11 protein-coding genes are annotated in these 9234 nt (G+C 62.3%); 4 read left to right on the top strand and 7 right to left on the bottom strand.

All coding sequences use genetic code 11. The features are described 5' to 3' along the window. Nucleotides 1-16: 16 nt before the first annotated feature. The 6 genes from rpsG to MSIL_RS02995 all read right to left on the bottom strand — a co-directional run bounded on the left by rpsG (nt 17) and on the right by MSIL_RS02995 (nt 4737). Nucleotides 17-487, bottom strand: a complete 471-nt coding sequence (gene rpsG, locus MSIL_RS02970) for a 30S ribosomal protein S7 (protein WP_012589626.1) — start codon at nt 485-487, stop codon at nt 17-19. Between the two features lie 69 nt (nt 488-556). Then, the gene (rpsL, locus tag MSIL_RS02975; RefSeq protein WP_012589627.1) at nt 557-928 is read right to left on the bottom strand and encodes a 30S ribosomal protein S12; all 372 of its coding nucleotides are present in this window, start codon (nt 926-928) and stop codon (nt 557-559) included. Between the two features lie 369 nt (nt 929-1297). Then, nucleotides 1298-2683 carry a serine--tRNA ligase gene (gene serS / locus MSIL_RS02980; protein ID WP_012589628.1) on the bottom strand — a complete coding sequence of 462 codons (1386 nt, stop codon included), beginning with the start codon at nt 2681-2683 and terminating at the stop codon, nt 1298-1300. Nucleotides 2684-2876: 193 nt separating this feature from the next. After that, nucleotides 2877-3665 carry a twin-arginine translocase subunit TatC gene (gene tatC, locus MSIL_RS02985; protein WP_012589629.1) on the bottom strand — a complete coding sequence of 263 codons (789 nt, stop codon included), beginning with the start codon at nt 3663-3665 and terminating at the stop codon, nt 2877-2879. 78 nt (nt 3666-3743) lie between these two features. After that, nucleotides 3744-4370, bottom strand: coding sequence for a Sec-independent protein translocase protein TatB (tatB, locus tag MSIL_RS20000; RefSeq protein ID WP_012589630.1), 627 nt, complete (start codon nt 4368-4370; stop codon nt 3744-3746). A 118-nt stretch (nt 4371-4488) separates the two neighbouring features. Continuing rightward, a complete protein-coding gene (locus tag MSIL_RS02995) occupies nt 4489-4737 on the bottom strand; it encodes a twin-arginine translocase TatA/TatE family subunit (RefSeq protein WP_012589631.1) in 249 nt (82 codons plus the stop codon). Between the two features lie 167 nt (nt 4738-4904). Between MSIL_RS02995 and MSIL_RS03000 the strand changes: the two genes are divergently transcribed. Continuing rightward, on the top strand, nt 4905-5327 hold the full coding sequence (locus tag MSIL_RS03000) for an META domain-containing protein (protein ID WP_012589632.1): 423 nt from the start codon (nt 4905-4907) through the stop codon (nt 5325-5327). A gap of 5 nt (nt 5328-5332) precedes the next feature. On the opposite strand, the gene MSIL_RS03005 is transcribed toward MSIL_RS03000, so the two are convergent. Continuing rightward, entirely contained in the window at nt 5333-6436 is a 1104-nt protein-coding gene (locus MSIL_RS03005) for a sensor histidine kinase (RefSeq protein ID WP_012589633.1), read from the bottom strand. A 180-nt stretch (nt 6437-6616) separates the two neighbouring features. On the opposite strand from MSIL_RS03005, the gene MSIL_RS03010 reads away from it, so the two are divergent. The 3 genes from MSIL_RS03010 to MSIL_RS03020 all read left to right on the top strand — a co-directional run bounded on the left by MSIL_RS03010 (nt 6617) and on the right by MSIL_RS03020 (nt 9182). Continuing rightward, on the top strand, nt 6617-7405 hold the full coding sequence (locus MSIL_RS03010) for a TIGR01458 family HAD-type hydrolase (RefSeq protein WP_012589634.1): 789 nt from the start codon (nt 6617-6619) through the stop codon (nt 7403-7405). A 30-nt stretch (nt 7406-7435) separates the two neighbouring features. Continuing rightward, nucleotides 7436-7936 (top strand): hypothetical protein, encoded by a 501-nt coding sequence (locus MSIL_RS03015; RefSeq protein WP_012589635.1) that lies wholly within the window; start codon nt 7436-7438, stop codon nt 7934-7936. 139 nt (nt 7937-8075) lie between these two features. Then, on the top strand, nt 8076-9182 hold the full coding sequence (locus tag MSIL_RS03020; RefSeq protein WP_012589636.1) for an alpha/beta hydrolase family protein: 1107 nt from the start codon (nt 8076-8078) through the stop codon (nt 9180-9182). Nucleotides 9183-9234: the final 52 nt, after the last annotated feature.

The following is a 9234-nucleotide window of genomic DNA, read 5'->3' on the forward strand; positions in this document are numbered from 1 at the left end:
AAGAAGGCTAATTCTCTTACCAACGGTAATGCGAGAAGGCGCGGTTGGCTTCCGCCATCCGGTGCGTGTCTTCACGCTTCTTGACGGCGTTGCCGCGATTGTTGGCGGCGTCCATCAGCTCGGCCGACAAACGGTCGACCATGGTCTTGTCGTTGCGGCCGCGGGCGGCCGTGATGATCCAGCGGATGGCCAGCGCCTGACGGCGCTCCATGCGGACTTCGACCGGCACCTGATAGGTGGCGCCGCCGACGCGGCGCGAGCGCACTTCGATCGCCGGAGCGACGTTCTCAAGCGCCTGCTTGAACACGCCGAGCGGTTCGGTGCGGGCCTTCTGCTCGATAATGTCGAAGGCGTCATAGACGATCGCCTCGGCGACCGACTTCTTGCCGTCATACATGATCGAGTTCATGAACTTCGTGAGAATGACGTCCCCGAATTTTGCGTCGGGGATGACTTCCCGCTTTTCGGCGCTGTGGCGGCGAGACATATCGTAGGCTCCGGTAAACGTCTAATTCATCATGCCGGCTGTTTGCGCCGGCCGTCTCAAAGCGGCGAATTACTTCGGCCGCTTCGCGCCATATTTCGAACGGCGCTGCTTGCGGTTCTTGACGCCCTGGGTGTCGAGAACGCCGCGCAGGATGTGGTAGCGCACGCCGGGCAAATCCTTGACGCGGCCGCCGCGGATCATAACCACCGAATGCTCCTGCAGATTATGGCCCTCGCCCGGAATATAGCCGATGACCTCAAAGCCATTGGTGAGACGCACCTTTGCGACCTTACGCAGCGCCGAGTTCGGCTTCTTCGGCGTCGTCGTATAGACGCGGGTGCAGACGCCGCGCTTCTGCGGCGACGCGCCGAGATGGCGGGCCTTCTCACGGTAGGTTTTTTCCTGCCGCGGCTTGCGGATCAACTGACTGATCGTCGGCATGCTTCAAGTCTTCCCGAACAAAAGAGGGCAAACGGCGCCGCCCCGCAAGGAGCCGCGCAATTCGCCTGAATTTCCGGCCCGCCCGCCGGCTGGCGCGCAAAAACGCGAAAAAGTCAGCGCCAAGAGCCGGTTCCGGCCTTCGGCGCTGGGTGCGCGCAGAGGACCGCGGCGAAACCACGGTCTTGCTTCTAAAGATCCAAGGCGCGAGCCAAGGATCGTTTTGGACATTTCAGTCGCTAGATCCGGCAGCGTTTAGGTTTCGAAAGGTTCCGGACGCGACGTCCTGAACACAAAAACCTACTGCCTGCCTGAGGTGGGCGGAACTTAGAGAGGTCAGACTTGCCCGTCAACCCCTCATGCAGAGGAAAATCATGCGCGCGAGACCGGTTTTTCCGAGTTTGGTCTTTCGAGCGCAGGTTTTTCGATGCGGGTGATCCCGCCCATATAGGGAGCCAGCGCGTCCGGGACAATAATAGAGCCGTCCTCCGTCTGGTAATTCTCAAGAACAGCCACCAGCGCGCGTCCGACGGCGACGCCCGAACCATTCAGCGTATGGACGAAACGCGTGTTCTTGGCTCCTTCGGGACGATAGCGCGCGTTCATCCGCCGCGCCTGAAAGTCGCCGCAGACCGAGACGGAGGAGATTTCGCGGTAGCGGTCCTGTCCCGGCAGCCAAACCTCGATGTCATAGGTTTTTTGCGAGGCGAAGCCCATGTCGCCGGTGCAGAGCGTGACGACGCGATAGGGCAGCTTCAGCCGCTTCAACACCTCTTCGGCGCAGCTGAGCATGCGCTCATGTTCGGCCAGCGCCTGTTCCGGCGTCGTGATTGAGACGAGTTCCACCTTGGTGAACTGATGCTGGCGAATCATGCCGCGCGTATCGCGCCCGGCCGAGCCGGCCTCGGCGCGAAAACAGGGCGTTGAGGCGGTAAAGCGGAGGGGCAGCTGTTTTTCGTCGAGAATCGATTCACGAACGAGATTGGTGAGTGGGACTTCCGCGGTGGGGATGAGCCAAAGCCTGTTTTTCTTCATTTCCTCAGCCTCTTCCCTACCGAACATATCGATCAAAAGAGGATGCGCCCCTGGACGAGCCCAAAATTGGTCATTTTCGAACTTCGGCAGCTGCGCCGTGCCGAACATCGCGTCATCGCGGACCAGAATCGGTGGATTGACCTCAGTATAGCCGTGCTCGCCCGTGTGCAGGTCGAGCATGAAGGCGCCAAGCGCCCGCTCCAGCCGCGCCAGCGGGCCCTTGTTGACCACAAACCGCGCGCCCGACAGCTTTGCGGCCGTCTCGAAATCCATCAGCCCCAAGGTCTCGCCAAGCTCGTAATGCTCGGCGGGGTCGAAGGAAAAGCGCGGCTTCTCACCAAACGTGTGATGCTCGCGATTGTCGTTTTCGTCGCGGCCGAAGGGAACCTCTTCAAGCGGCAGATTGGGAATTTCGGATAAGGCCTTGTCCAGCAAAGCCGCGGCGGCGCGCTCGGCCGCCTCAAGTTCGGGTAGGTCGCGCTTCAAGGCGGACACTTCGGCCATGAGGGCGTCGGCTTTCGCCTGATCCTTCGCGGCCATCGCCTGACCGATTTCCTTGGAGGCGGCGTTGCGGCGCTCCTGCGCCACCTGCAATTTCGCGATTGCGCCGCGACGGGCGTCGTCAAGCTCAAGCAGGCGCGCGGCGAGAGGCTCCAGTCCGCGCCGCTTGCGCCCCTGATCGAAGACCTCAGGATTGTCGCGAATCCATTTGATATCGTACATAAACTCGATTCCGCATTGCTACGCCCCTCATGCTGAGGAGCGGGCGAAGCCCGCGTCTCGAAGGGCGAGGGCCTCCGTATTGGACCATTGTGGTTCGGAGACGTATTCTCTAACCCTCGCTCCGCTCGCCCTCTTCCATTGCGATCGCTTTGCGAACCGCTTCGCTCGCACGGAACTTTGGGCGTTCTTGCGCTTAGCTTCCGGGCGTTTCGCCGGCTGCGCGCTCCGCGACTTGCCTTTTCTGGATCACGCCAACGGCCAAGATCGAAAGCTCGTAGAGAAGCAGCGCCGGCGCGGCAAGCGCGAGCATCGAAAAAATATCGGGCGGCGTCAGGATCGCCGATATGATGAAGACCAGCACGATCGCATAGCGGCGCTTGTCGCGCAAAAACGCCTGATCGACGATGCCGACCTGCCCCAGCAAGGTGATCACCACCGGCAGCTGAAACGTCACGCCAAAGGCGAAGATCAAGGTCATGATCAGCGAGAGATATTCGCTGACGCGCGGCAACAGCTCGATCTGAGCCCTGCCCGGCTCCTTCGCCTGTTGCATTCCGATAAAGAAATGCAACAGATTCGGCATCACGATGAAAAAGACAATAATCGCGCCGAAAGCGAAGAAGATCGGCGTCGCCAGAAGATAGGGCGCAAAGGCGCGGCGCTCGTGCTTGTAAAGCCCCGGGGCGACGAAGGCGTAGAGCTGCGAGAACACGATCGGGCAGGACAAAAACGCCGCGGTGAACAGGGCGACCCTGATCTGCGTGAAAAAATACTCCTGCGGCGCCGTATAGATCAGCGTCGCCTCGGGCCCCGCAACGCGCTGATAGGGCTCAAGCAGCACATTATAAATGTCCTTGGCGAAGAAGAAGGCGATGACGAACATCACGAGAAAGGCGACCAGCGCCTTGATCAGCCGCGAGCGCAGCTCGATCAGATGGTCGAGAAGAGGAGCTTTCGTCGCCTCGATGTCGGCGTCGGTCATAGGCGCTGAAGTCCCTGGCGGAATTTTCTGTAGTTTTGCCGGTCTGACTGCGGCCGGGGCGTGGCCGCGCGGCGAGGCTTAAGCCTTGTCATTTGACGCCGGCTCCCTGGAAGAGGCCGGATCGTGAGGCAAAGGCTGCAAGGACGCGCCCGCCCCCGCCGGGGCCGCGATCTCCGCCTTGAGCGCGTCAGCCAGAGCCCGCATCTCGGCGTCGAGCCCTTCGCCGGATCGCGGCGGCGAGGGCGCGTGCGCTTCGTCCGGCTGTCTTTCATCGCGCGCCAGTCCGCCCTCGGGCTCGGCCTCGCCCAGGACGCCGAGCGACCCGGCCGCCGCCGGGGCGATCGCTGTAAGTCCGGGCGCGGTAAGTGAGGGCGCGGCGTGATCGGGCGTGATCGGACCGCCAAGCGGCGCGGAGGCCGGCTTGTCGATCGCGCCCTTAAGCTCGTTGCGGATATCGGCGAGAGGGTCGAAAGGCGTGTCGAGCTGTGCGCTCTTGGCGAGCTTTTCGACTTCCGCCTTGGCGTCCGCGACGTCTGCCTCGCGCATCGCCTCCATGAACTGGCCCTGGAATTCGCTGGCCATCCGCCGCATTTTGCCGACCGCCTGGCCAAGCTGGCGCAAGACGCGCGGCAGATCCTTGGGGCCGATGACGATCAGGGCCACAATGGCGATGATGATGAGTTTGCCGGCGTCGAAATCGAACATGCGGGAGGATCGCTCACATAAATTCCCGCGCCGAAGCCCGGCGCACCTGCGCCGGCGCCGGAACCGACTGCTGCTTCACGTCACGCATTCCCGCCCGGCCGTTTCCGGCTCGGAGGGTTTAGCCGATTTTGCGGGCGTCCGGCGTCTTGAGAGGATCCCCGGCGCCCTGATGGTCGAGGCTGCGCAGCGAAGGCTCGCCGACAGGCTTGGCCTCGGCCTTTTCTTCGTCCTCCGAGAGGCCCCTCTTGAAGGATTTGATGCCCTTGGCGACATCGCCCATGATGTCGGAGATTTTGCCCTTCCCCCCGAAAACGAGCAATACCACCGCGCCAACGATAAGCCAGTGCCAGATCGAAAGACTTCCCACGGCGAACCTCTGTTTCAAGCCTGACGGCGCATGATTTCTGTGCGGAACTTATGCCGCCCGACCTCTAAAAACAAGCAAAGCCGCATTATTTAAAGTCGGGCGTGAACCGCCGCCGCCGCGCTCTAGACTCAAATTCCACTCATCTTGGCGAATTCGGAAGAATCTGCTTGGCCTCGCACTCAATCTTCAAGGTCGCCGCTTTGACCAGCGTCTTTCTGCTGTCAGCGCTGCGCCTTGCCGCGGCGGCGCCGGAGGGCCCGTTCGGCTCCTGGCTGGCCGAAGACATCCGGGGCGCGGGCGTGATCGACCGGAGCCGAACGACTCTCGACATCTCGCCCGCCGGACGGGCGTCCGGCTCCGGCGGATGCAACCGATTCCAGGGCGCCGCCAAAATCGCCGGCGCCGCGATTGCCTTCGGGCCGCTGGTCTCGACCCGGATGGCCTGCCCCGGCGCCATCGGCGATCAGGAGCGGAAATTTTTCGAGGCGCTCGACGACGCGCGCCAATGGACCCGCGACGAGCAGCGCGGCCTGCTGTTCCTGCGCGACGCGGACGGCCGCGAGATCCTGCGCCTCTCCGAGACCAAATAGCCGCTTCAGTCGGCGGCCGATTGCGACGCGTCAGCCTCGACGGAGGCGGCCTGCCGCGTAAAAATGATGATCACCCGCAGTCCCTCGCCGGGCTTGGATTCAACGATCATCTGGGCCCCGGCGTTTTGCCGAAGCGAGCGGACGATCAATTCGCTGAGCTTGCCGCGCCTCGGCCATTCGACGCCCTCTGGCAGTCCCTGCCCGTCATCGGAGATCTCGATACGGCACCCGGAGGCGTCGACGTGAAATTGCAGCGAGATGGTGCCGCCCTCGCGCTCGGCAAAGGCGTGTTTGAGCGCGTTGGTCATGAGTTCGTTGACGACAAGGCCGGTCGGCATGGCGACATTGACGGAGACCGGATAGGCGTCGACCTTTAGGTCAAGAGTGATGCCTTCGCGCGCGTGCGCCCGCATGACATGCGAGGCGATCTGACTGAGATAGGAGCCAAGGTCGACTTCCTGCCCAAGCGCGTCGTCGGCCATGGACCGATAAAGCAGTTGAAGCGCCTCGATCCGGCCAGCGATCTTGTCGAACGGGCCGCGCGCCGCGCTATCGCCAGCGATCCGCGCCTCGTATCGAATCAGAGCGGCGATCATCTGCAGATTATTGCGGACGCGGTGCTGAATTTCTTTCAGCGCCATGTCCTTGTCGCGCAGCTGATTGGCGAGAGCCTCGCGGTCGCTTTCCTGCGCGGCGCGGTTGGGCGCGAAGGAAGCGAGCCGGAAGATGGCGGCTCCGTCGTCATCTTCGATGACATTTGCATAGATATCGATGATCGTCACCTCGGCCCCTGGCGGCTCGATCGCAGAGCTGCCGAGATAGTCGGCGCCGGCGACGATGGCCTCGCCGAGGGCGACGTTCGACTCGATCATGCGTCCGCGCAGGGCGCTCCACGGCTGGCCTTCGAGTTCGCTCGGCGACTGGCCGGAGATTTTCTCGAACTCCGGATTGGCGTAGACGATGCGTTCCTCGCCGCGCATGTCGGAGGCGACGAGCGCGATCGGCGCCTGATCGAGAAAGCGCCGGAACTGCTCGCTTTCGAGCGCCTCTGCAAGCTGAGGGCTCGTCAGCAGCTGGTCAATCTGTTCCGGCGTGTCGTCGTCGGCCATGGCGCGCGGAAAGCCTTCATATTGAGGATAAGACGTCGGCAGCTTATCCCGATATCTATTTGAACATCCATGACATAAAAAGCGCCGGTCGAACGGGCGCAATTGCTGCATCGCCGTAAATTGCTATTTTCGCGCCGGAACCGCCGAAAAGCGCCGATCTGCCAGACACAAGAGGCGCATGTGCCGCCAGCCCAGAGCCTCATCGCCAAAACGCCCGCCGGGGTTCTTCTCGACATCGACGGCGTCATTTGCGTCGGCGCCCGGCCCATCGCGGGATCGATCGAGGCGGTGCGCCGCCTGCGCGAGCGCGACATTCCGGTCCGATTTGTGACGAACACCACGCGCCGCCCGCGCCGCCGCATCCTCGAGGATCTGCGCCGCTTGCCGCTCGAGATCGCAGACGGCGAGATTTTCACGCCGGCGCGCATCGCCCGCGATCTCCTCACCGAGCGCGGCCTCGCGCCGCTCCTGATCGTGCATCCCGACCTTGGCGAGGATTTTACCGGCCTGCCGCAACAAGGACAAACAGCCGTCGTGGTCGGAGACGCCGGCGAGGCGTTCTCGTATCAATCGCTGAACGGCGCCTTTCGCGCCCTTCTGCATGGCGCCGAATTCTTCGCCCTAGCCAACAACCGGAATTTTCTCGATTCTGACGGCGATCTCAGCCTCGACGCCGGGCCTTTCGTCGCGGCGCTCGAATTTGCCTCGGGCAAGAAACCGCTGGTGCTCGGCAAGCCCGCGCCCGCCTTCTTCAAGCTCGCGGTGGAAAGTATGGGGCTCGATATGGAAGATGTCGCAATGATCGGCGATGACGCGGAATCGGATGTCGGCGGCGCCATGGCCGCCGGGCTGATGGGCGTCCTGGTGCGCACGGGCAAATATCGTCCGGGCCAGGAGGAACGTCTTGCCGAGCCGCCGACGTCGATCGAAGACGATCTATCGGCCGCCGTCGCAAAACTGTTCGGCTAGATGATGACGCCAATATCAAAGAGCGCGCCCTTGGCCGCGCTGCTTTTTCTCGTTGCAGCCTCGCTTTCACACGGCCAGACGCTCGTCAAATGCCCCGTCGAAGACCGCGATCCCGCGCTGATTGCGCAGGCGGCGCAGGACGCTCCAAGCTGCGCGCAGGCCTATGAAATCATGAATGTCTGCCGGTCCAATACCAATGGTGACGCAAAATTCGCTCAGATCGTGGTGGACAAATGCGAGAAGATTTTCGTGCCGGCGCTCGATGAGCCGACCTTCAAGGCCTATCACGCGGCGCGCGATTCCTGCGCCCGCCGTTTTGCGCAGCGCAAAGACGCCGCGGCGACGTCGTTCCAGTCGACCTGCGAGGCCGGCGTCGCTGTCGTTTTCGCGCACCGTGCTGAACTTGCGGCGATGCGCGCGCTGCGCGATCCGAGGCAGCCGCGAGGCCCCATACGGACGCCCGCGCCCGAAGCGCCGCCGCTGGAGCCGCCAAGGGGCGCGCCATTCGGCGGCCTGGGGCCGAGGCCTTAGCGTTTCGCGTCAGCGTAACGCCAATCTGAAAACCCGCTCCGCTCGCATTGACACGAACCGTGCGGGGCGCCACTTTGCATCGCCCTCATAACAAAGCCGCTCGCCAAAGTTGGAGCGAGCGCGCGCCTATGGGGAAAAAATGTCCAAATCTGCCGGTCTTACAAAGGGCGTCGCGGTCGCGGCGGCGCTAATGGCGTCGAGCTTTGCAGGCGCTTCTCGCGCCTCTGCGCAATTTTATAATGGCCGGGAGCCGCTGGTCCTGATGTCGCAGGGCAGCTTTTTCGTCGGCGGCGAGAACCGCGTGACGGACGCCGTCACCTCAGGCGCGCCCGGCGCCGGCACGATCACAATCAACCAGATGTATGTGCAATACATGTATCCGAAAGTGTCCGGGCAGTCGAAAACGCCTGTGATCATGATTCACGGCTGTTGCCTCAGCGCGAAATCATGGCAGGAGACGCCCGACGGCCGACAGGGATGGGATGAATATTTCGTCCGCAACAAGCACGCCGTCTTTCTGCCGGATCAGGTTTCGCGCGGACGCTCCGGGTTCGATCCGACGATCCTGAACGAGATCAAACTCGGGCTCGACGGGAAAACCGCCAAGGATATTCCATTCATCCTTGCGATCGGCCACGAGGACGCCTACACATCATTCCGCTTTGGCGCGACTGTAGGCGTTCCCTATCCGGATGAAAAATTCCCGGTCAAATATGTGGACGAATTCTACAAGCAGATGATCCCGGACCTGAATGGCTTCCTCGGTCCCGACTTCCCGCCGACGCCAAATCCCACTTATAACAACCTCTCCGCGCTGGCTATCAAGGCCGGCGGCGCCGTGATCATCGGCCATTCGGAATCCGGATTCTTCCCGCAAAACGCGGCGCTCGTCAGCACCGCCAACATCAAGGGAATGGTCTCCATCGAGCCGGGCGGATCGTGCACCACGACCAACCCCAGCACGCTGCCGTTGACGCCCGCTCAAATCAAGATCCTCGCGACCATTCCGCAGCTGGTCATGTATGGCGATCATCTTGTGGGAAGCTGGGTCAGCAGCTTCAACAATTGTCAGGCCTATGCAAAGGCGATCAAACAGGCCGGCGGCGACATCACCTTCATTCATTTGCCTGACATCGGAATCCGCGGCAACAGCCACATGATGATGATCGACAAGAACAACCTCGACGTCGCGGATGTGGTGCTCGACTGGATCGACAAGCACGTCGATCGCCGCCGCGGACACTAGGCATCGAACAACGGGGAACGGCGGCGCTTATTGCGCCGTCGTTTTCTCCACG

Source organism: Methylocella silvestris BL2, assembly GCF_000021745.1.
Classification (GTDB): Bacteria; Pseudomonadota; Alphaproteobacteria; order Rhizobiales; family Beijerinckiaceae; genus Methylocapsa; species Methylocapsa silvestris.

Excerpts from the sequence above, each read along its gene's own strand:
- rpsG (WP_012589626.1), bottom strand. The coding sequence starts at position 487 with ATGTCTCGCCGCCACAGCGCCGAAAAGCGGGAAGTCATCCCCGACGCA.
- rpsL (WP_012589627.1), bottom strand. The coding sequence starts at position 928 with ATGCCGACGATCAGTCAGTTGATCCGCAAGCCGCGGCAGGAAAAAACC.
- serS (WP_012589628.1), bottom strand. The coding sequence starts at position 2,683 with ATGTACGATATCAAATGGATTCGCGACAATCCTGAGGTCTTCGATCAG.
- tatC (WP_012589629.1), bottom strand. The coding sequence starts at position 3,665 with ATGACCGACGCCGACATCGAGGCGACGAAAGCTCCTCTTCTCGACCAT.
- tatB (WP_012589630.1), bottom strand. The coding sequence starts at position 4,370 with ATGTTCGATTTCGACGCCGGCAAACTCATCATCATCGCCATTGTGGCC.
- MSIL_RS03005 (WP_012589633.1), bottom strand. The coding sequence starts at position 6,436 with ATGGCCGACGACGACACGCCGGAACAGATTGACCAGCTGCTGACGAGC.
- MSIL_RS03020 (WP_012589636.1), top strand. The coding sequence starts at position 8,076 with ATGTCCAAATCTGCCGGTCTTACAAAGGGCGTCGCGGTCGCGGCGGCG.